Origin of the sequence: Pseudomonas sp. NFACC56-3 (genome assembly GCF_900100025.1) — a bacterium.
In the GTDB taxonomy this organism is placed as follows: Bacteria; Pseudomonadota; Gammaproteobacteria; order Pseudomonadales; family Pseudomonadaceae; genus Aquipseudomonas; species Aquipseudomonas fluorescens_AA.
Genome location: NZ_FMTK01000003.1, coordinates 347,406 through 368,015, shown reverse-complemented (window position 1 = coordinate 368,015; position 20,610 = coordinate 347,406). Strand labels below are relative to the sequence as shown.

The following is a 20,610-nucleotide window of genomic DNA, read 5'->3' as shown; positions in this document are numbered from 1 at the left end:
CCCCACCGTACACAACCTTGACCCCTGTCAGTTCCCGCTCCTCCTTCAACCGCTAACGTAGCGCTTCCATCAAGGCCAGGGACGGCTCATCGGGAGCCTGTGCCTGCGCATCTCAAGGAAGAGAGATATGCCCCCACTGAAGATCGTTCTGCTGTCCAGCGCATTCAACGGCTTGACCCAACGCGCCTGGCTGGACCTGCGCGAGGCCGGTTATCGCCCCAGCGTGGTGCTGTTCACCCATGGGGCCTTGGTCTGCCGGCAAATCGAAGAAAGCGACGCCGACCTGGTGATCTGTCCGTTCCTCAAGGACCGCGTACCCGAGCAGTTGTGGCGCAACCCACGGCGCCCGGTGGTGATCATTCATCCCGGGATTGTCGGCGATCGCGGTGCCAGCGCCCTGGACTGGGCGATCACCCGGCAAGCCGAACGCTGGGGGGTCACCGCATTGCAGGCGGTGGAGGAAATGGATGCCGGACCCGTATGGGCCACGTGCGAATTCGACCTGCCCAAAGGCCTGCGCAAATCGGAGCTGTATAACGGCCCGGTCAGCGACGCGGCCATTCGTTGCATCCGCGAGGTCGTGGAAAAATACCGTGGCGGTTTCGTCCCGGTGCCACTGGACTATGGCCGCCATGATGTGATCGGGCGCCTGCAACCGAACATGACCCAAGACGATCGCAGCTTCAGCTGGCATGACAGCAGTGGTTTCATCAAGCGTTGCATCGACGCCGCGGACGGTCAACCCGGTGTGCTCGCAAGTCTGGCTGGCGAACAGTTTTACCTGTACGACGCCCATCCGGACGTTCGCCACGGCTTGCCCGGCGAGCTGCTGGCCGTGCGTGACGATGCGGTGCTGGTGGCGACAGGGGATGCCAGCCTGTGGATCGGCGCACTGCGCCGCAAACCGCAACCCGGCGAACAGACCTTCAAGCGCCCGGCGCGCCATGTACTGTCGAACCGCCTCGAAGGCATCCCGGTGCTCGACAGCTCCCTGGCCCGGCAGCCGTTCAGCGACGAGCCCTATCAACCCATTCGTTACCGCGAATGCGGCCATGTCGGGGAGCTGACGTTCGAGTTCTATAACGGGGCGATGAGCACTGAGCAATGCCAGCGCCTGGTGGCGGCATTGCGCTGGGCCAAGTCCCGGGACACTCAGGTGCTGTTGATCCGTGGTGGGCGCGGCAGCTTTTCCAACGGCGTTCACCTGAACGTGATCCAGGCCGCCGCCGAACCGGGCCTGGAAGCCTGGGCCAACATACAAGCCATCGACGACGTCTGCCTGGAGTTGTTCAGCGCCCGGCAACTGGTGGTCAGCGGCCTGACGGGGAACGCCGGGGCCGGCGGTGTGATGCTGGCCCTGGCCGCCGATATCGTGCTGGCGCGCCGTGACATCGTGCTCAATCCGCACTACGCGACCATGGGCCTGTACGGCTCTGAATACTGGACCTACAGCCTGCCCCGCGCGGTCGGTCCGGACATGGCTTGGAAACTCACCCAGGACTGCCTGCCCATCAGCGCCTTGCAGGCGTTGCGCTATGGCATGGTCCAGGAGATCGGCCCGCGTTGCCCCGACGAGTTCGGCCTGTGGCTGCTGCAGCGCGCCAACCGCGCGCTGCTCGATCCGACCTATGAAAGCATCCGGAGGCGCAAGGCCGAACGGAGCCTGTCGGCGATCCAGGCGTGTCGCGATGACGAACTCGCACAGATGCGCCGCGACATGGTGGAGGATCGCCACGGCTTCGCCGACAAGTGCCGTCGTTTTGTCTTCAAGCACAAGGCCTGCGGTACGCCTGAACGCCTGGTTGCACCCTGGGCGCGGACAAGACAGGCCCAAGCCGTCCAGTAACTCCCGGTATCGGGGGAGGCTAGGCAACTCTTACAATACCCGCCTCCTCCGCATCGGCCTGAACATGGACATCGACCTCGCCCGCACTTTCCTGGAAATCGTCCGCCACGGCAGCCTCGCCGCGGCGGCCGACAAGCTGCACGTGACTCAGACGGCGATCACCGCCCGGGTCCAGAAGCTCGAAAGCCAGCTCGGCTGCGTGCTGTTCGTGCGCAACCGTGCCGGCGCGCGCTTGACCGCCGACGGCGAGGCCTTTGTGGTCTACGCCAACCAGTTGGTGCAAACCTGGGAAGCGGCCCGCCGGGGCCTGCCGCTGCCCGACGGCTATCGCAACGTCCTGCACCTGGGAGGCGAGGTCAGCCTGTGCAACCCCTTGATGCTCGCCTGGGCCGGAGCACTGCGCCAGAAGATCCCCGGTCACGCCCTGCGGATGGACATCCGCGACGGCGAGAAGCTGCTGCAACAGTTGGAACTGGGCCTGCTGGATGCGGCGCTGGTCTATCAGCCCGAATACTGGCCGCGCCTGCAGGTAGAACAACTGCTGGAAGAAAAACTCATCTTGGTACGCCTGGCCGCCCGTCCCGAACCCTACGTGTATATCGACTGGAGCGCGGACTTCCGGCGCCAACACGACACCGCGCTGCCAGACAAGGCCAAGGCCGCCGTGACCTTCAACCTCGGCCCCCTGGCCCTGCAATACATCCTGGAAAACGGCGGCAGCGGTTACTTCCGCACGCGGGTGGTGCAGAGCTATCTGGACAGTGGAATCCTGGAACGGGTGCCCAAGGCACCGGAGTTCAATTACCCGACCTACCTGGTCTACTCCCGCGATCGGGACTCAGCGGCGTTGCAGCAGGCATTCGACGTGCTGCGAGAGATCGTCAAGACCGGCAGCGACTGGTCGCAGCGCTGGGATCCATTGACCTGACATGGCCAGGGATTGCTCCCGCTTTTCAGGCGCTGGCGAAGCCGACGATCTTTTGACCTTTCTCTTGCGGCTCAATCGCCAGTGGAAAGATCGCAGCCCAGCGGGAGCAATCCTGGCCACAAAGCCCTTCGCGATACGAAGGATCGGGTTCTATGACTCGCTCTGCATGTGATCCACGATCTCGTCCTTGATCAGCAATCGCTTCTTCTTGAGCGTCTCCAAGACGTCGTCGGGCAGCGCGGCGGAGGACGGCTTCTCGGCATCGACCACCTCGGCATCAAGTTGGGCGTATTTTTGAAGTAACGAGTCGAGCCTTGGATTCTCGCTGCGTTTTTGCTGGATTTGATCTTTTGTGTAGTTGAGATCCTGGCACAAATCGTGGGACACCGGCATGGAACACCTCCTTTGATGGATCGGTGGCAGGCGTCCTTTCAACGCCCGTCGATGATCAGGATGGCCTCTTGAACGGGGTTCTGTCGACCGCCAATCCGACCAGCGGTGACCGTTCGTCGTCCCGGATCGCTTGGCGATCAAACCTTTGCCTGGGCACAACCCTCCATTGATCAGAGACGACAAGAATCGCTCGTTCAACCTGTATGGAGACTTACTTATGGACAAATTCATCCTGCGTCAACTCGGCCTGGCAGTTGCCCTGAGCACTAGCATGGGCATGGCCTGGGCCGCGACTTCCAACGACTTCGTCGACGAAGCGGCGGCCGGTGGCCTCGCGGAAATCGAAACCAGCAAACTGGCCTTGGAAAAAAGCCAATCGGCGGACATCAAGGCGTTCGCCAACAAGATGATCACCGACCACACCAAGGCCAACGAAGAGCTGAAGTCGCTGGCGAAAAAACATGACATCGAAGTGCCCGACGACACCACGTTGATGAAGAAAGCCAAGGCGAAGATTCTCGAGGTGCGCGATGAGTCCTTTGATGCGGCCTTCGCCAACAACCAGGTCAAGGCCCACGAAGAGACCATCGCCCTGTTCAAGAAAGAAGCCGAGACCGTTACCGACGACAAGAAAGCTGGCAACACCGAACTCAAGGCGTTCGCCCAGAAGATGCTGCCGGACCTGCAACACCACTTGGATGAAGCCAAGAAACTTCAGGCGGCCCACCCAAGCAAGTAACACTAAACCCGCTACTTGAGCCGCCATAGGGCTCGCTCAAGAAAAAACGGCGCTTTTTCCAAGACTGGAAGGCGCCGTTTTCGTACCCGGATTTCTATCAGGCCTGAAGCCCCTTGCGCGCAAGCGCGGCACCCGCCTGCAACGCCCTTCCCACCTGTTCTTCGAAATCCCCCCGGCTCATCACCTGCAAGGCGGCGGCCGTGACACCTCGGTAGGCCACCAAGGCGTCGATCATCTGCTGGGGGTCACGGCTCGCCAGCAACTGGCTGCTGTTGACCACGACACTTTTCGCGGCCAACTGTGCGATATCGCCAGGTATGCCGGCCAGCATCGCCTGGCGGGCCAGCGCCGTCATCAACAAGGCTGGAAAGGCCGGGCCAGTGCCCGAGAGCGCGGAGAGGTAGTCAATGAAATCTTCTTTTTCGACCTCAACCGCAGTGCCCACGCATTCGAACAGTTGCTGCACGAGGCTTTTCATCGTCGGCGCTATCGCGCCAAACCCATACCAAGGTGTAAAGGACTGTCCGATTTCCACCGCCGCGTTGGGCATCGCCCGCACGACCGCTGAAGCGGAAGTCTGTGCTGCAATCGCCTGCGCGGTGATCCCGGCCATCAAGGAGATCACCGTCTTATCCGTCGCATTGATGCCCAGGCTGGCGAAATGCTCGGGGCGAACGGCGATGATCACCAAGTCGCTGCGATCCACCAGGTCCTGGTTGTCCGTGACCAGGCAAGCACCTTGTCGAGCCAGCGGGTGGTTGCCCGAGCGATTGGAAATGATCAGGTTGCCCGCCGGCACCAGCCCCTTCGCCAGGACTGCCTTGGCAATCGCGCCGCCCAACCAGCCGGTGCCGCCTATGATCCCCACGGTCTCATTGATCATCGCCGTGACCTTCGAACGTGTCGGTCAGGGGCACAAAGACCCCGGGCTCTTTTTCGGCATAACCGAACTTCCCGTAGAAACGATCCAGTTCCCGCTGCTTGGGGACTTTGCCGGTGAAGATGCTCACGTAATGCGGGATGCGCTGGAAGCGCACGGTAATCAGCTCACTCGTATTCATGGTGATGTAGCCGATCTGCGTCAGATAAATCGTTCGGGCCCGGGTATCAGCTCCCTGGCTGTCATAACCAAAGCGCTTGAACATGTTCGCCAGGGCGTTCATGCGCTGCTCGTCCACTACAGCCACCTCTTGGGCCACTTCAGCAGACTGAAGCGCCCAGCTGCGCACGGCGAACTCGAATTGCGAGTCGAACAATTGCGGGTTGAGCCAGCACTCGAACACATTCAGGATCGCCTCGGAAATGCTTTCGGCATAGCTTTCACTTTGCCGGATCAGCCCCCCCGTGTTGGTCTCCCGCCAACGCGACAGCAATGCAGCCAGCAGTTGCTCACGGTCCTCGAAAAACCAGTAGAAGCTGGTGCGTGACAACCCCAGGCGCTTGGCCAGTGGCATGACCCGGACCGCATCGATGCCCGACTCTTTCAAGGCCACGTAGGCCGCTTCCAGCCAGCCCTCCGGCGAGCCGCGCCAGCCTGCGTCCTGGGCCTTGCTACGGGCCTTCCCTACCTGCGGCATCGTGCGCCTCCTTCTTCAAATACGAGATAGAAATGTACTCTGACGACCCCTTAATGTACACATGAGTACATTTTATTGACCCGGCCGTCTTGAGTACTTAAAGTCCAGCAACATGGAGCTCCAACCACCGTTCCCATCAAACAAGCCGGGCCCAGGCATGAAACAACCTGTCCGTGAGACGCGCCGGGTTGTATCTCCAAGAGGCAGGGACTTTAAAACAACAACGAGCCGCCATTATGATTTTTTGCTGAACGCCGCTGAAAGAACTTCGCCAACCGGTCAAAGAATGCCGGAACAACTGCCTTCGTCATCCCCTTCATCTGATCGTCGGTGGCATGAGCCACCAGGCACAGCGTTGGAACACCTATGCAACCCAGCGATATCGATAAAAAGGTCAAGGGCTATCGGCGGTTGATACCGTCGATGACGGCGTTGCTGGAATTCGAAGCCGTGGCGCGGCTGGCCAGTTTCACCCTGGCCGCCCAAGAGCTGGGCGTGACGCAGGCCGCCGTCAGCAAACAGATCCGGTTGCTGGAAGATACCCTGCAGACCAAGCTGTTCCATCGCCTTCATCGGTCGATCAAGCTGACGCACGAAGGCTATGTCCTGCATCTGGTCGTCGCGGAGTCCATTCATCGCATGGCCAGTGTCTTCGACAAAATTGCCGAGGGCATTGGTGAACAGGAGATCACCATCGCCTGCACGGAAGCGTTTTCTCACTTGAGAATACTCCCCCGGTTGATTGCCCTGCGCACCCTGCAACCGAAGTTGAAGTTGCGCTTGCTGACGCAACAGGTCTCGCCCAGTTCATACCGCGATGACGTCGACTTGGCCATCCGCTTCGGCAATGGGAAATGGGAGGATGGCAGTGCGATTTTCCTGTTCGATGAAGAAGTGTTTCCCGTTTGCGCGCCGGCCTGGCTTGCCGCCAACGCAGCCCCTTCATCCGTTACCGATTTCCTGGACACGGCGCTGATTGATTCGGACTCCACCCTGGAAGGCTGGATGACCTGGAATCGTTGGTGCCGGGAACTCGGCGATATGCGCCCCAAGCTCAACTACTCATTTCGCTGCAGTTCCTATAACGATGCGATCGAGGCGGCTATTCAAGGCCACGGCATTGCACTGGGCTGGAGTCGGCTGATCGCGCACCGGCTCAACAGTGGTGAACTGATCAGAATCACGCCCTACGTGGTCAAGCCAAAAGACGCTTATTACCTGGTTATTCCGAGCGGTCGGAAACCTGAGCCCATCACCCAGGCCCTGATCGACTGGCTGTGCGATGACAGCCATCGAAACCATTGATTAAACAGAGGTTAAAGACCACTTTTACGCATAACGCAAAGTTATGCGAGCGTGAAAATAAAGCGCGTTGACGGTCTTACCCCACCTTTCCAAACTGGACTCGCCGCCTGATCAACTTTGCGTTTGAGCGAGACCCATCATGACAATTAATACCGTGAAGACCCACCGCGAACTTCTGACCGACCGCACGCCGGGCCATGGTATGCCGGGCGGTTTGTTCGGTCGCCAGGATATTTTTGAAACCGATGTCGATATCTTTTTTACCCGGCATTGGATTCTGGTGGGGGTCACCAGCGACGTCCCCGAACCCGGTGATGTCTTCACCCTCGACATCGGCAAATCCTCCATTCTCCTGGTACGCGACGATGATGAGCATGTGCAGGCGTTTCGCAACGTTTGCCGGCACCGTGGGGCGCGCTTGAAACAGGCTGGCAAATCAACGGTGGGCATGCTGGTCTGCCCCTATCACCAGTGGACCTACGACCTGGACGGTAGCCTGAAACACGCGGCACACATGGGCCAGGACTTCGACCCGACCTGTAAAAGCCTGATCCCGGTGCACACTCGGATCGTCGGCACCCATGTCTTCGTCTGCCTGGGTGACGAACCGCCCGAAGACATCCTGTACCTTGACCAGGTCATGACACCGCGTTTCGCCCAATATGACCTCGTCCATTCCAAGATCGCCCACGAATCGGAAATCATCGAGAACGGCAATTGGAAACTGGTGATCGAGAACAATCGCGAGTGTTATCACTGCGCCGCCACCCACCCGGAATTGACCGCCTCTTTCCTGCCCGAAGATTTCGGTTTCTGCACCGACGGGTTGGGGGAGGATTCACTCCAGGCGCTGGCGGAGTATCACCGCCGCAATGCCGAGACCAAGGCCAACTGGGAGCGCGAAGGTTATATCTGCGATGCCGTCGAGCACCTGGGCGAAGACGCCGTGACCCAGTTCCGCTCGCAACGCCTGGCCATTGCCGGCAACGGCGAATCCCAGACCCTGGACACCCGCGTGGCGTGCACCCGGCTGTTTGGCGAGCTCACGCGCCGCGACTTGGGCGATGTGCATCTTTGGACGCACAACTCGTGGAGCCACATCATGAGCGACCATGCCGTGGTCTCCTACATCATCCCGCTGGCGCCCGATAAGACCCTGGTGCGCACTAAATGGCTGGTCCATGCCGATGCCGTCGAAGGCGTCGATTACCAGGTGGATAAGCTGACCGAAGTCTGGGTCGCGACCAACCTGCAGGACGCCAGCCTCGTCGGCATCACCCACAGCGGCACCCAGGATCCTGCCTACACGCCCGGGCCGTTCTCGGCCTTCACCGAAACCTATGTCGACCAGTTCTCTCGCTGGTACGCGGCGCGTCTGGCCGCCCATGGCGTGTGAGCAATGATCATGACGACTTACGAAAACCCGACGCGCCCTGGACATGCCAGCGTGGTCCAGCGTTTTACCGACCCGGCCACCTGGGGCACGTTCGGCGCGCAATGGCACAGCGGCGAACAGAAAACCCTGCAATGCTGCGCTGTGCGCCAGGAAACCCATGACGTCAAAACCTTCATTTTCCGCTGTGCGGACTTCAGCGCCCTGAGCTTCGAGCCCGGTCAATTCATCACGATCTCGCCGGTCATTGGCGGGCAGACCATTGCCCGCTGCTACACCCTGTCGTCCGCCCCGACCCGGCCGTTTGCGTTTTCTATTACCGTCAAGCGCGTACCCGGGGGCACGGTGTCGAACTGGCTGCATGACCACCTCAAGCCCGGCGACAACCTGAAGGCCTGCGGCCCGGCGGGCAGCTTCACACCGGTCGGCCATCCGGCGACCAAGTGGTTGTACCTGTCCGCCGGTTCCGGCGTAACGCCGCTGATGTCGATGACCCGGGCCGCCTGCGACATGGCCGGCAATCTCGACATCGTGTTCGTGCACAGCGCCCGCACGCCCACCGACATCATCTTCCACGGGGAACTGACGCGCATGCAGGCCAGCATGCCGGGGTTGCGGGTCATCAGTGTTTGCGAAGGTCTCGGCGACACCGCTCAATGGCATCAACCGATAGGCCGGCTCGACTTGTCGTTGTTGAACCAGTACGTGCCGGACTATAAGGAACGGGAAATCTTCACCTGCGGTCCCCAGGGTTACATGGAAGCGGTCAAGTCGCTGCTCAGGGAAGCGGCCTTCGATTTCGCCCACTACCACCAGGAAAGCTTCGACATCGCCGCACTGAATGAAGAACCGTTGATCGAGCAGGCCGCTTCGCTCAATCAACAGGACGTCTTCACCGTGACCCTGTCGCGGTCAGGCAAGACGTTCAGCATGCCCGGCAATCAGACCGTGCTGTCTGCCGCCAGGAAAGCCGGCGCGATCGTGCCCTCCTCCTGCAGCCAGGGTATTTGTGGCACCTGCAAGACGGCCCTGCTCCAGGGCACGGTGGACATGCATCACAATGGCGGCATCAGGCAGCGGGAAATCGACAAAGGCCTGCGCTTGCTGTGCTGCAGCAAACCCACCTCAGACTTGGTCCTTGATCTTTAGCCTTGCCTCAGGCGTCAGCCGCTTGCACCAGTGAGCGTGGGGGCCATTTATCACCATTTCGAAAATTCGTCAGGCGCACCTCTGGGCTCAGCGTTTTTCTGCGATCAATCTCAAAAACGGCCAATAACGGCCGATACCCAGGATAAGACCCCGCCACTGGGGCGCAGGACAGAACGGTAGGTCAGTCATGACAGAGATTTATTTGCTGATAGCGCACGGCACGGACCAGGGCGAAGCTTACGTGCTGGGCTGGTTCGACGACCGGGGCAAAGCCCGGGAAGTGGCCGAGCAGAAAGAATGGGAAGCGTACCGCGCCAGTCTGAAGGAGAAACACCCATGGTCCGGCCACAAGCCGCTGGCACCGGACCAGACGGACTACCGCCGCTACTGGATCAAGACCATTTCCAAATTCGAACATGTGCCAGTGCCAAGGTCCTTTGCGGTCCATTGATCATCACGCATGAATATTCGACGAAACGAGCGCTATCGGTGGCGGTCTAGACGATTAAGCCCATCCGATGAGAGCGTTCTTATGTTGAAATTCCTTGGCGGCACCGTAGGTATCATTTTCCTGATTGGCCTGATCGTGGTGATTGCGCTGTTCAAGTTCATTTTTTGAGCGTTGCAGCGGCGATCTTTGACTTGGTGTTCCACCTACCTGGAGAGCAGATCGCAATAAATGACAATCACAGGGACGGATAAGGCTGACTGGGAACCGCTGAACCTTGAATGGCATCAAGGCTTCGCATTCATGGACGGTGTGCTGCTGGGCGATGGGCAAGTGCCTGATGTGTACATCATGCTCAACCCTCAAGGCACACGACCCAGCGAGTTGGCACAATGTGCCAGCGCTGGGCACTATCCGCCCTCGCCCTTGCTGGCCGGTCAGCCGGTTTGGCGGCATCGACGCAACCCTTGGATCTTGCGCGGCGCCCTGCGTGATTACTACCTGCTTCCGGCCTACCGGGAGCGCCACGGCTACCACGCGCTGCAGCCCCTGCCGTTTCGGTTCGACAAAGGCCTGGAAAGCCTCGGTCACCAGTACTGGCGTGACGCAACCGGTGCCTATTGGTTCGGCGAGTACGCGATCACCCAAATCCACGAGGCGCAACCCGACAGGCTGGCCCTGCTGGCCTCGTCCCCAGCCTCGGTGACTTCAGCGTCCGCCCTGTTCTGCGACGGCGTGCATCTCTTTTTGCAGGGACGATTTATCGCCAGCGCCACGGCGCGGGTGCGGTATTGCAACCACCCGTCCTATCGAGTGATCGACGAGCAAGTCTATAGAGGCTTCAAGCCCCTGCACCAGAAGGACGGCACGCCGCTGCTGGTCGCCAACCCGGACGACTTCCGGATGCTCGCCCAACGCTGGGGCACCGATGGGCAGTCGATCATCGTGCAAGCGCAGCAAGGCTCGAGCGTTTCATACGAGTACTTCTACCGCATCGACAATGCCGACCTGGCGACCTTCACCGTGCTTAACGAACGCTACGCCAAGGACAAGCAACGCGCCTATTACCTGACCGGAAAAACCATTCGCTACGTGGGCGACTTCCACCTGCTCCAGTGCTGGCAGCCGACGTTCGATGCGTGCGGTCGCGTGGTCAGCGCCCGCGAATACGAAGATGAGTATTTTGCCGTGGACGACCAGTACGTCTACGCAGCCGGGACCCGCCTGCGCGATGCCCATGGCCCGAGTTTTCGTCACATGGGGTTCGATTATTACCGTGATCACCAACACGTCTACAGGCGCCAGAAACGCCTCGATGTCGACGTGGAAAGCTTCGTCGTGACCCAGCTCTGTCGTAGTGACCAGGATGACTCGCCCGTGCTGGCAGGTGACAAGCACGGCCCGCTGGGCTCTGGCGGCATCATCGATGCCGCCATGCAAGCGGCGTGGGCGCCTTACTTCGAAGCCCATCCGCAGTTGAAAGGTTATTGGTGGCACCGCTTGCAGGCACGGCCTGAAGCCGCGCAAACGCACACGGAAACGCTGCCGCTACAGGCCATCGGTCTCGGTTTTGAGCTAGGCGACCAGGTGTATTTCCATGGACGCGTGATCAACGGGCTGGACGCTGCGAGTTTCAAATTGCTGGACACGCATCTGTGCGGCGACGCCAACGGCTTGTATCTGATCCCATTCCATAACGCCGACACGGAAGTACCCGAACGTTTTTCCCCGGAATCGGCGGAACATTTTCGCTCACTCGGCCCACCCTACCTGACCGACGGCAAGACGGTGTTCTGCCACCGGATTTTTTACCATCCCCCGGAACCGATTCGTAAGGCACAAGCGGCCTCTTTCGAGTCCTGTGGGCATGGCTGGGCCAAGGATCAGGACACGGTGTATTACTACGGGGAGGCGAAAAAAAAGCTACCTCCCTCGGATACCCGCATTCTCGGCACCTATGCTGTCAGCCCTACGCTGATCTTCTCGGAAGGTAAGCCGCTGGACGTGGCGTTCGTTCCTGATGAAGTGCGCGTGCCCCATCCCGACTTCCTGCAACTGGGCACGCGCAAGTTGTTCTGTCATCGACGCCTGTTGAGCGCCAAGCGGATCGACCTGGCCACCCTCGAATTTCTGAGTGACCGCTACGCCCGTGACAGGCATCGGTTCTACCATTACGACGGCTATGCGATGCTGACCGAAGTCGACGAAGCGCATTATCGGGAATCCCTCGGCCAGCCAGCGGCAAGCGTTTAGAACTGCGTCACAACCGTAACGCCTGCGGTGTCAAACCGGTCCATGTTCATGAGCGCATCAATCGATTGCTCAAGGCTGATGGTCTTACCCACCAGTTTTTCAGGCGCCAGCTTGCCGGACGTGATCATCTCCATCATCGCGCCGTAACGGTGAGCCTGCATGCCATGGCTGCCGCAGATCTCCAGCTCGTAGGCAATGACCTTACTCATTGGGATCGAGGGCGTGCTGTGGTCCGCCAGCATCAAACCAACCTGGACATGCCTTCCACGCCGTCTCAGATTATTGATGGAGTTGAAGCAGGTCGTAGGATGGCCCAGGGCATCCAGCGAAACGTGAGCGCCGCCCTTCGTAATCTCGAGTACCGCCTCGGTGACATCCGCCACCCGGCTTGCGTTGATTGTCGCGACGGCACCGAGCGACTGGGCAAGCTTGAGCTTATCGTCGCAGATATCGAATCACAGACCTATTCCCGACTCGGGCAACTGCTCGGCCAGGAGATTGTTCGTGTCTGGGAAAGACCAGTCAGGATGCCGTCACTCGCGTCATGGGGACCAACCCCAGATCGCTGTCGATAGCCAAGCGTTTCCACGGCCTGGGCGCAGCCTTGGTGGAGCAGTTCGCCAAGAGTGGTTCGAGCATTTCCCAGTCAGTGCTCCATACCACCACGGACAGGGCTCACAACGCCGCCGAGATAAAATCCGAACAGACACTGCTGCACAATAAAGTCGACAACCTGATCAGCCTCGGCATCAAGACCGCCAGCGGCAAGACGGTCACCTTCAGCCTGACCAGCCAGGACGATGGACTTGGCGTTCAGGCTACGATGGACGGCGGCCCGCTGAGCGAGGACGAACTCAAGGCGATTGGCGTTCTGGGCAGCGCCTTTCAAGCGGCTGTCGACTGGCTGACCGCCGAGCCGTCCAAGCTCGACCTGAGCAAGCTGACGCAGTTCGACTCCAGCGTATTGGCTCGCCACCCTCCACAGTTCGGTGCTGAACTCGGCAACGAGACACTGAATGCTGGTCAGGATCACCGGTAAGCGGGGTATCACGGCGGACCTCAATCCGGTGTCGTCTCTTACGACAATGGAACAACCCTGAGCCTGTTTGATTCGACCGTCGCAGCCATCTGCATTGCCTGCGGATAAGCCAGCAAACACTCAGCGATGGCAGGCTCCAGCTCAACCCGCACTCGCCTTGTCAGGGCCCGAGCACCGAAGCGTGGGTCATGCTTTTGGCACAGCCAGTCGCTTGCCGCAACGTCCAGGACCAGCGTACGGCGATGCTGACCGAGACGTTGGTTGAGTTTGTTCAGTTCGATCTGCAACAACGCTTCCAGCCATTGGGTTTCGATGCGTTGGAAAACCAGGATGCGATCAATACGGTTTAAAAACTCCGGTTCGAACCACGCGTGCAACGCCAGCTCCAACATAGCCTGCTCACCTTGTGGGGCGATGCCGAGCCAGCGCCGCCAACCGCGTGAAAAACGTTCCCTGTAGGTGGTCGCTTGCCGGGCTCCAATGTTGCTGGTCATGAAGATCAGGCTATTGCGAAAATCCAGTGTTCGGCTACCGCCCGCCAAGGTCAGTTGGCCGTTCTCAAGAATGCCCAGCAAACTGCGCACCACTTCCTTGCTGGCTTTTTCCAGCTCATCGAACAGCACGATGCCTGGGCGACTGTAGGTGCCTTGAATCAATTCGCTATTGAACAGACTGACGCCCTCTTTGCTCCCCACATAACCAGGTGGCGCTCCGGTGAGCGCCGCCGAGTAATGCTCCTGGGCCAAGGTGTGCATGTCGATGCGACAAAAAGCATCGGCGCGACCGTGTATGGCCAGTGCCAGCAGACGTACTATTTCGGTCTTGCCGACACCGGTCGGCCCCATGAACAGGTTCACCGTCAACGGTCTCTCACGTTCACCAATATCGACCTTAACCACGTTTAGCAACGCCTCGACTGCGCTCATGGCGTGTTCTTGGCCGACAATTCGACTGCGCAACAACGCCATGACTTGGGCGGGATTGAAGACGAAGCGTGAGGTCAACACATCTGCCGCCGGTGATGCGCTGGTCAGGCTAGGCTGGGGGTGGTTTGGGTCGATGCGATCTTTCACGAAAGGCATGGTTTAGCCTGCGTGTTTTTCTTTACCGTCGTGGGGAAGCTCTCCCACCGGGCAATGAGCCACGCCGACGGTGCTACGGGTCAGTTTTTCGACGTTTTCCTGGGCTTTCTGCGCGTCCAGTACCCAGGTGCGGTAAAAGTCGAACGGGCAGTCAGCCACTCCCTTGTCGCCGTCCCCGGAGTGATAGACCCCGGTGTAACCGCGATGCAGCAGCTTGAACAAATGATTCTGTGATTGGTCGTTCGCTCGCGCATCGCGGATTTGCGAAACGGATAATTGTGCGTACTGAATGCCCATTTCCTCTTCACCGCATTCGCCCAGGGTGCGACCGTCGAAGCCAATAATCGCCGAGTGACCAAAGTAGGAATAGACCCCATCGAAGCCGGCCGCATTGGCCACTGCCACATAGCAATTATTGGCCCAGGCCATGCTTTTGGACATCATCACCTGCTGCTCTTTGGCCGGGTACATATAGCCCTGGCAACGGACGATCAACTCCGCCCCTTTCATTGCACAGTCGCGCCAGATCTCCGGGTAGTTGCCGTCATCACAAATGATCAAGCTGATTTGCAGGCCCTTGGGACCCTCGCAGACATAGGTCCGATCACCCGGATACCAACCTTCTATGGGGCACCAGGGAATGCACTTGCGGTACTTCTGGACGATTTTTCCCTGGTTATTGATCAACACCAACGTGTTGTACGGGGCTTTGTGGGGATGTTCCTCATGCCGCTCACCGGTCAGTGAAAACACCCCCCACGTGTCAGCCGCACGGCACGCGGCGGAAAAGATCGCAGTCTCTTCGCCTGGAATACTGGCGACAGTCGCCATCATCTCATCGTGGTCGTACATGATGCCCATGGTGCTGTATTCAGGAAACACCACCAGGTCCATGCCGGGGAGACCGCTTTTCATCCCCGTGATGATGTCGGCAATCTTGCGGGCGTTTTCAATGACCTCGGCTTTTGTATGCAGCCGCGGCATTTTGTAATTGACGACCGCGACACCCACGGTGTCCGGGCTGCTGGAAATATCACCATGACGCATGAGATTAACCTCTGTTAATGACTGATCATCCAAGGTCTGGAGCCGGTTTTACGCTTGAGCCCCTGTGGATTTTCTTTGGTCGGGGCCAGCGGTTTGCTCGGTGTGCAACAACTGCACCCACTGGGATGACGACGGTTCTGCTGGTACTCGCCAAGCGTCTGCGGCGCGTGGGCACTTCGCTCGTTGGTCGCCATGGCCTGGCGTTGACTGCTCGACAACGTCGTCAGTGCCGGCGCAGACAACAGCAACCGCCCTCCCGGGCCCGCGCAAGACGGGCACTGGCACGACTCGTGCCGTTGGGCCATGGGCCGCAACATTGTGAAAGAACCACAGGTTTGACATTCGTACTCATAGGTCGGCATGGCGCTCTCCAGATATTGATCGAGCTCGGGCGTGTCTCACAGGTCCGGGGCAATCGGCAGATCGATACTGCCGTCGAGGTGTTTGATGGGACCGTTGGCGTTGGGGTTGATGTCGAACTCGAAGATTTCGGTGGGTAACCAGAGGGTCGCGCAGGCGTTGGGGATATCGACCACGCCGCTGATATGCCCTTGCACCGGCGCAGAACCCAACAGGGCATAGCCTTGGGCGGGGGAATAACCAAACTTGGTCAAGTAGTTGATCGCATTCAGGCAGGCCTGGCGATACGCGATATTCACGTCCAGGTAGTGCTGTTTGCCGGCTTCATCCACCGAGATACCTTCAAAGATCAGGTAGTTCTGGTAGGTCGGGATGATCGGGCTGGGTTTGAACACCGGGTTCTTGATCCCATACTTGGCCATGCCGCCCTTGATCAGCTCGACTTTCATATGAACCCAGCCGGCCATCTCGATAGCACCGCAAAAGGTGATCTCGCCGTCGCCCTGACTGAAGTGCAGGTCCCCCACCGACAACCCGGCGCCTTTGACGTAGACCGGGAAGAAAATCTTCGAGCCCCGGGACAAGTCCTTGATATCGCAGTTACCACCATGTTCGCGCGGTGGCACGGTGCGCGCGCCCGTTGCCGCGGCATCATCCCGGGCCTGGCCCTTGAGCTTGCCCATGTGTGCGGTGGCAGCCAGCGGCGCGTTGGCCAGGGGCGGCACGCGGGTCGGGTGGGTGTCGATCAGTTCCTGCTCACGGCGGTTCCAGTCGCCGAGCATTACCGGGTCGGGCAGGCAACCGATCAATCCGGGGTGGATCAGGCCGGCAAAGTTGACCCCGGGAATGTGCCGCGAGCTGGTAAACATGCCTTTGAAATCCCAGATGGCTTTCTGTGCGCTGGGAAAGTGATCCGTGAGGAATCCGCCACCGTTCTGCCGCGAGAAGAAGCCGTTGAAGCCCCACATCGATTCGGTCTTGGCGCCGATGTCCAGCAGGTCGACCACCAGCAGATCCCCCGGCTCGGCGCCGTGCACGCCCACTGGACCGGACAGGTAGTGCACGGTGGACAGGTCGACGTCACGCACATCCGAGGCGTCGTCGTTGTTCTTGATCGCGCCAGCGGTCCAGTCGTAAGTCTCAAGAATAAAGTCATCCCCCGGCGTGACCCAGCAGGCCATGGGAATGTCCGGATGCCAGCGGTTGTGGATCTGTTCGTTCTCGGTGGCGGGCTGGTTGAGGTCGACTTTGATCAAGGTATCGGTCATGGCGAAGCTCCTGAACATTAGGGATGTACCGCGTTGGAACCAGTCTCGAATGGCGGCACGAATCGGCCAATACGTTGGATGACGTACCCCTTTGAGCCTGGCTTGCCAGCTGCTACAAGGGGGCCGATCGCGCCTACACGCAGAGGTAGCGACTGATGGTGGATTCGTCGACCTTGTCCCGGGTCTCCTCAATCACGAAGCGCCCCTTCTCGATCACCAGGAAGCGGTCGGCGATTTCCAGGGTGAATGACAGCACCTGCTCGGAGACCACAATGGTCAGGTCGCGCAGGTGGCGGATCTCTTTCAAAGTGCGGGCGATGTCCTTGATGATCGACGGCTGGATGCCCTCGGTGGGTTCATCGAGCAACAACACCTTGGGATTGGTCGCCAGTGCCCGGGCAATCGCCAGTTGTTGCTGCTGCCCGCCCGAAAGGTTGCCACCCTTGCGCGAGCGCATGTCGTGGAGCACCGGAAACAACGCATAGAGATCTTCGGGCACCTGGCCCCGGGCCGATGCCGGCAGGCCGGTCTGTATGTTTTCCAACACCGTCATGCTAGGGAAAATCATCCGCCCCTGAGGCACATAGGCGATGCCGTGCTCCACCCGCTCGTGGGTTTCCAGATTCGAGACTTCCTGACCATCGACGCTGACCTGCCCCCGCCACTGCGGAAGGATGCCCATCAAGCTCTTGAACAGCGTGGTCTTGCCCATGCCGTTGCGTCCCATCACGGCGACGATTTCGCGTTTGGCCACGGCCAGGTCGAGGTCGTGAAGGATCTGACTCTGGCCGTAACCACAGGACAGCTTGTCTACGTTGAACATGCCTGCTTCCTCAATGGCCTAAATAGACTTCGATGACTTTCGGGTTGTTCTGCACCGACTCCATGCTGCCCTCGGCCAGAACCTTGCCCTGATGCAGCACCGTGACCTTATGGGCGATGCTCTTGACGAACTCCATGTCGTGTTCGATCACCAGCACCGAGCGGCCCTGGCTGATGCGCTTGAGCAGTTCCGCAGTCTGTACGCGCTCGTTGACGCTCATCCCTGCGACCGGTTCATCGAGCATCAACAGGTCAGGGTTCTGCATCAGCAGCATGCCGATCTCCAGCCACTGCTTCTGGCCGTGGGACAGCAGGTCGGCCTGTTGCTGCAACAGCTCGCCGAGAAAGATCTCCCGCGCCACCTCTTCAACCCGGGCAATCACTGCGGCACTGCGCTTGAAGAACAACGCGCCAAACACCTTGCGCCCGGCCGGGTAGGACATCTCCAGGTTCTCGAACACCGTGAGGTTTTCGTAGATCGACGGGTTCTGGAATTTGCGCCCGACACCGGCACGGACGATGTTGTACTCGCGCATCTTGGTCAGTTCCTTTCCATCGAACTGGATGCTGCCGCTGGTGGCGCGGGTCTTGCCGCAGATCAGGTCGAGCACCGTGGTCTTGCCTGCGCCGTTGGGCCCGATCACCACTCGCACTTCATTGCGGTCTATGTACAGGTTGAGGTTGTCCACGGCCTTGAAACCGTCGAAGGACACCGTCAGCCCCTCGATAACCAGCACCGGCTTGTTCATCTGAAAACCTACGGCGGTCATGGCTGCGTCTCCAGCGAAGGGCGTTCAAAAGCAGGAGTCGGCGTCTCCGGCAGGGGCGCGGCAACGGCAGCTTGCTGCGGGGTACGCCGCAATAAACGGCCAAGGGTCTGGCGGCCATGGCTGTCCCAGAGTCCGGCCAAACCATTGGGGAAGTACATGACCACGGCAATGAACAGCCCGCCCATCAGGTACAGCCACAATTCGGGGAAGGACTCGGAGAAATAGGTCTTGCCGTAGTTCACCAGCAAGGCCCCATACACCGCGCCGAGCAGCGACATGCGCCCGCCGACAGCGGCAAAGATCACCATCTCGATGGATGGCACGATGCCGACGAACGAAGGCGACATGAAGCCCACCTGCAAGGCGAACATGGCGCCGCCTATGGCCGAGAAGGCAGCGGCGATGCAGAACACGAAAATCTTGAAACTGGCCACGTCATAACCGGAGAAGCGCACCCGCTCCTCTTTATCGCGCATCGCCATCAGCAGCCGCCCGAGCTTCGACGCAAGGACGAAACGGCCGATGAAAATGCAGCCGAACAACAAGGCCGCGTTGATGAAGTACAGCAGCAGCTTGGCGCTGTCACTGCGCAGGTCCCAGCCGAGCAGCGTCTTGAGATCGGTGATGCCGTTGACTCCGCCGGTCAGGCCCTGCTGGCCGACGATCAGCACCGTGAGAATCAGCGCGATGGCCTGGCTGACGATAGAGAAATAAACATCCCCCACCCGCCGCTTGAACAGCGCCATGCCAATGATGAAGGCCAGCACTACCGGCACCAGGATCACCGCCAACAGGGTGAAGCTGAAACTGTGGAACGGTACCCAGAGCCACGGCAGTTCGGTGATCTGGTTCCAGTCCATGAAATCCGGAATGCCCGGCGTCGACTGGATTTTGGTGCTCTGCGGGTCGGAGGCTTCGAGCTTGAGAAACATCGCCATGCAGTAGCCGCCGACGCCGAAGAACACCCCTTGCCCGAGGCTGAGAATGCCGCCATAGCCCCAACACAGCACCAGGCCGACAGCGACGAAGGCATAGGTCAGGTACTTGCCCACCATGTTCAGGCGAAAGGCATCCAGGGTCAGCGGGAAGACCACGAGAATCAGCAGCGCCAACAGGGCCAGGCCCAACAGGTTCTGCTTGCCCGCCAGCATCTTGTCTAAAAGCTTCATTGGCTCGCCTCTACTTGCGCACTTTGATGGAGAACAACCCTTGAGGGCGCAACATCAGGATCAGAATCACCCCGGACAGGGTCAGCACCTTGGCCATCGAACCACTGAGGAAGAACTCCGAGATCGATTGGGTCTGGGCAATGACGAACGCCGACGCAATAGTGCCGAACAGGCTTTGTGCGCCGCCGAAGACCACCACCAGGAAGGTGTCGACTATGTACTGCGAGCCCGCGGTGGGCCCGGTGGAGCCAATGGTGGTAAAGGCCGCGCCGGCCACCCCCGCGACACCACAACCGAGGGCAAAGGTCATGCGGTCGACCTTGCGCGTATTGATGCCCACGGCACGGCTCATCAGCCGGTTTTGCACCGTGGCCCGCACTTGCAGGCCCCAGCGTGAGCGGTAGAGCAAGAGAAAAATGGCCGCGGTGAGCAGCAGAGTCAGGGCCATCATGAACAGGCCGTTGCGCGGGATCTCGATGGACTCGGTGAAGTTGAACGAGCCCATCAGCCACTCCGGCGGCGTGGCGCTGACTTCACGGGCGCCGAACACCGAACGGAAGGTCTGCTGCATCACTAGGGACAGCCCCCAGGTCGCCAGCAATGTGTCCAACGGACGCTTGTAGAGCCGACTGATCATCGCCCACTCCACCAGCCAGCCGATGGCCCCGGCCACCAGAAACGACAGGGCGATGGCGATGAAAAAATAATAGGGTTGAAACCACGGGGCGAAATGACTGGTCAGGCTCGAACAGACATAGGTGGTGTAGGCGCCGATCGTGAGGAACTCGCCGTGGGCCATGTTGATGACCCCCATCTGGCCGAAAATGATCGCCAGCCCCAATGCCATCAACAGCAGCACACAGAACACGGACAAGCCGTTGAACCCCTGCATCGCCGCGATGGCACCAAATTCCGATAGCCATTCCATGATGATGGACTCCTGCTTGGAGGAAGGATGTGGAAAAACGTTGGAGCTCCATCGCCGGCAAGCCAGCTCCTACAGAGTGTTGGAGTCGGCCTGC

Annotated in this window: 19 protein-coding genes and 2 pseudogenes; 9 read left to right on the top strand and 12 right to left on the bottom strand. The window is 59.8% G+C overall.

All coding sequences use genetic code 11. From position 1 onward, the window contains the following. Positions 1–127: 127 nt before the first annotated feature. Together BLO80_RS06960 and BLO80_RS06955 are read left to right on the top strand one after the other, a co-directional pair. Positions 128–1,846, top strand: coding sequence for a hydrogenase maturation protein (locus tag BLO80_RS06960; protein WP_092327485.1), 1,719 nt, complete (start codon positions 128–130; stop codon positions 1,844–1,846). Positions 1,847–1,910: 64 nt separating this feature from the next. Further along, positions 1,911–2,774: a LysR family transcriptional regulator gene (locus BLO80_RS06955; RefSeq protein ID WP_092327483.1), complete on the top strand. Its 864-nt coding sequence runs from the start codon at positions 1,911–1,913 to the stop codon at positions 2,772–2,774. A gap of 150 nt (positions 2,775–2,924) precedes the next feature. On the opposite strand, the gene BLO80_RS06950 is transcribed toward BLO80_RS06955, so the two are convergent. Beyond that, positions 2,925–3,167 (bottom strand): HP1242/YdcH family protein, encoded by a 243-nt coding sequence (locus tag BLO80_RS06950; RefSeq protein WP_092327481.1) that lies wholly within the window; start codon positions 3,165–3,167, stop codon positions 2,925–2,927. Between the two features lie 217 nt (positions 3,168–3,384). Here BLO80_RS06950 and BLO80_RS06945 point away from each other — a divergent pair, with 217 nt between their 5' ends. Further along, the gene (locus BLO80_RS06945; protein ID WP_092327479.1) at positions 3,385–3,906 is read left to right on the top strand and encodes a DUF4142 domain-containing protein; all 522 of its coding nucleotides are present in this window, start codon (positions 3,385–3,387) and stop codon (positions 3,904–3,906) included. 97 nt (positions 3,907–4,003) lie between these two features. Here BLO80_RS06945 and BLO80_RS06940 read toward each other — a convergent pair whose 3' ends face one another. Both BLO80_RS06940 and BLO80_RS06935 read right to left on the bottom strand, forming a co-directional pair. Next, positions 4,004–4,789 carry a pyrroline-5-carboxylate reductase family protein gene (locus BLO80_RS06940; protein ID WP_092327478.1) on the bottom strand — a complete coding sequence of 262 codons (786 nt, stop codon included), beginning with the start codon at positions 4,787–4,789 and terminating at the stop codon, positions 4,004–4,006. Further along, positions 4,779–5,483 carry a TetR/AcrR family transcriptional regulator gene (locus BLO80_RS06935; protein ID WP_092327476.1) on the bottom strand — a complete coding sequence of 235 codons (705 nt, stop codon included), beginning with the start codon at positions 5,481–5,483 and terminating at the stop codon, positions 4,779–4,781. Before BLO80_RS06935 ends, BLO80_RS06940 begins: the two co-directional genes overlap by 11 nt. 366 nt (positions 5,484–5,849) lie before the next feature. Between BLO80_RS06935 and BLO80_RS06930 the strand changes: the two genes are divergently transcribed. The 5 genes from BLO80_RS06930 (at position 5,850) to BLO80_RS06910 (ending at position 12,031) form a co-directional block, all read left to right on the top strand. After that, complete coding sequence (locus BLO80_RS06930) at positions 5,850–6,788, top strand: LysR substrate-binding domain-containing protein (protein WP_092327475.1); 939 nt, start codon at positions 5,850–5,852, stop codon at positions 6,786–6,788. A gap of 139 nt (positions 6,789–6,927) precedes the next feature. Further along, positions 6,928–8,184, top strand: a complete 1,257-nt coding sequence (locus BLO80_RS06925; RefSeq protein WP_092327473.1) for an aromatic ring-hydroxylating oxygenase subunit alpha — start codon at positions 6,928–6,930, stop codon at positions 8,182–8,184. Positions 8,185–8,193: 9 nt separating this feature from the next. Then, positions 8,194–9,330: an FAD-binding oxidoreductase gene (locus tag BLO80_RS06920; protein WP_092327580.1), complete on the top strand. Its 1,137-nt coding sequence runs from the start codon at positions 8,194–8,196 to the stop codon at positions 9,328–9,330. Between the two features lie 187 nt (positions 9,331–9,517). After that, complete coding sequence (locus BLO80_RS06915) at positions 9,518–9,781, top strand: hypothetical protein (RefSeq protein WP_092327472.1); 264 nt, start codon at positions 9,518–9,520, stop codon at positions 9,779–9,781. Positions 9,782–10,009: 228 nt separating this feature from the next. Continuing rightward, entirely contained in the window at positions 10,010–12,031 is a 2,022-nt protein-coding gene (locus BLO80_RS06910; RefSeq protein WP_092327470.1) for a DKNYY domain-containing protein, read from the top strand. Here BLO80_RS06910 and BLO80_RS06905 read toward each other — a convergent pair. Further along, positions 12,028–12,483 (bottom strand): annotated as a pseudogene (locus BLO80_RS06905) (zinc-binding dehydrogenase); the annotation flags it as partial. The gene BLO80_RS06910 and the pseudogene BLO80_RS06905 sit on opposite strands and share 4 nt — an antisense overlap. Between BLO80_RS06905 and BLO80_RS06900 the strand changes: the two are divergent. After that, positions 12,469–13,001, top strand: a pseudogene (locus tag BLO80_RS06900) (lactate dehydrogenase); the annotation flags it as partial. The pseudogenes BLO80_RS06905 and BLO80_RS06900 overlap by 15 nt on opposite strands. A gap of 107 nt (positions 13,002–13,108) precedes the next feature. On the opposite strand, the gene BLO80_RS06895 reads toward BLO80_RS06900, so the two are convergent. The 8 genes from BLO80_RS06895 to urtB all read right to left on the bottom strand — a co-directional run bounded on the left by BLO80_RS06895 (position 13,109) and on the right by urtB (position 20,516). Then, complete coding sequence (locus BLO80_RS06895) at positions 13,109–14,152, bottom strand: AAA family ATPase (protein WP_092327469.1); 1,044 nt, start codon at positions 14,150–14,152, stop codon at positions 13,109–13,111. A gap of 3 nt (positions 14,153–14,155) precedes the next feature. Further along, complete coding sequence (locus BLO80_RS06890) at positions 14,156–15,199, bottom strand: aliphatic amidase (protein ID WP_092327467.1); 1,044 nt, start codon at positions 15,197–15,199, stop codon at positions 14,156–14,158. Between the two features lie 14 nt (positions 15,200–15,213). Beyond that, entirely contained in the window at positions 15,214–15,561 is a 348-nt protein-coding gene (locus tag BLO80_RS06885; protein ID WP_092327466.1) for an FmdB family zinc ribbon protein, read from the bottom strand. 36 nt (positions 15,562–15,597) lie between these two features. Then, positions 15,598–16,827, bottom strand: a complete 1,230-nt coding sequence (gene fmdA / locus BLO80_RS06880; RefSeq protein ID WP_092327464.1) for a formamidase — start codon at positions 16,825–16,827, stop codon at positions 15,598–15,600. 133 nt (positions 16,828–16,960) lie between these two features. After that, positions 16,961–17,650, bottom strand: a complete 690-nt coding sequence (urtE, locus tag BLO80_RS06875; RefSeq protein WP_063320404.1) for an urea ABC transporter ATP-binding subunit UrtE — start codon at positions 17,648–17,650, stop codon at positions 16,961–16,963. A 10-nt stretch (positions 17,651–17,660) separates the two neighbouring features. After that, complete coding sequence (gene urtD, locus BLO80_RS06870; RefSeq protein WP_003203582.1) at positions 17,661–18,419, bottom strand: urea ABC transporter ATP-binding protein UrtD; 759 nt, start codon at positions 18,417–18,419, stop codon at positions 17,661–17,663. Further along, positions 18,416–19,588, bottom strand: a complete 1,173-nt coding sequence (gene urtC / locus BLO80_RS06865; protein WP_092327463.1) for an urea ABC transporter permease subunit UrtC — start codon at positions 19,586–19,588, stop codon at positions 18,416–18,418. The genes urtD and urtC overlap by 4 nt, the downstream gene beginning before the upstream one ends. 10 nt (positions 19,589–19,598) lie before the next feature. Further along, positions 19,599–20,516 carry an urea ABC transporter permease subunit UrtB gene (gene urtB / locus BLO80_RS06860; RefSeq protein WP_063320401.1) on the bottom strand — a complete coding sequence of 306 codons (918 nt, stop codon included), beginning with the start codon at positions 20,514–20,516 and terminating at the stop codon, positions 19,599–19,601. Positions 20,517–20,610: the final 94 nt, after the last annotated feature.